At 83.8% G+C, this 234-nt stretch carries 1 pseudogene; it reads left to right on the forward strand.

The annotated features are described in order from the left end of the window. Positions 1-234: pseudogene (locus KVS67_RS13285) on the forward strand (hypothetical protein); the annotation flags it as partial.

The raw sequence follows: 234 nt of genomic DNA on the forward strand, positions 1-234 counted from the left end.
CTCGCCGGAACCCTGCCCACCGCGTGCGGGTACCGCACCGTCCGGTCGCTGCCGCGCGAGGAGGCCCGCGGACTGTGGCGCGCCGCCCTCGCCGGGCTCACCGCCCTGCCCGACGTCGCCCGGGTGTGGCTCGCGCCGGGCCGCCGCGCCGCCTCCCCGGGGGCCGCGCTGCCCGGGGCCGCCGCGCTGGCGACGCTGTCGGGTGAGTCCCTGCCCAGGGCCGGCGCAGCCGCC

Origin of the sequence: Micrococcus sp. GbtcB5, from assembly GCF_019091605.1 — a bacterium.
Classification (GTDB): Bacteria; Actinomycetota; Actinomycetes; order Actinomycetales; family Micrococcaceae; genus Micrococcus; species Micrococcus luteus.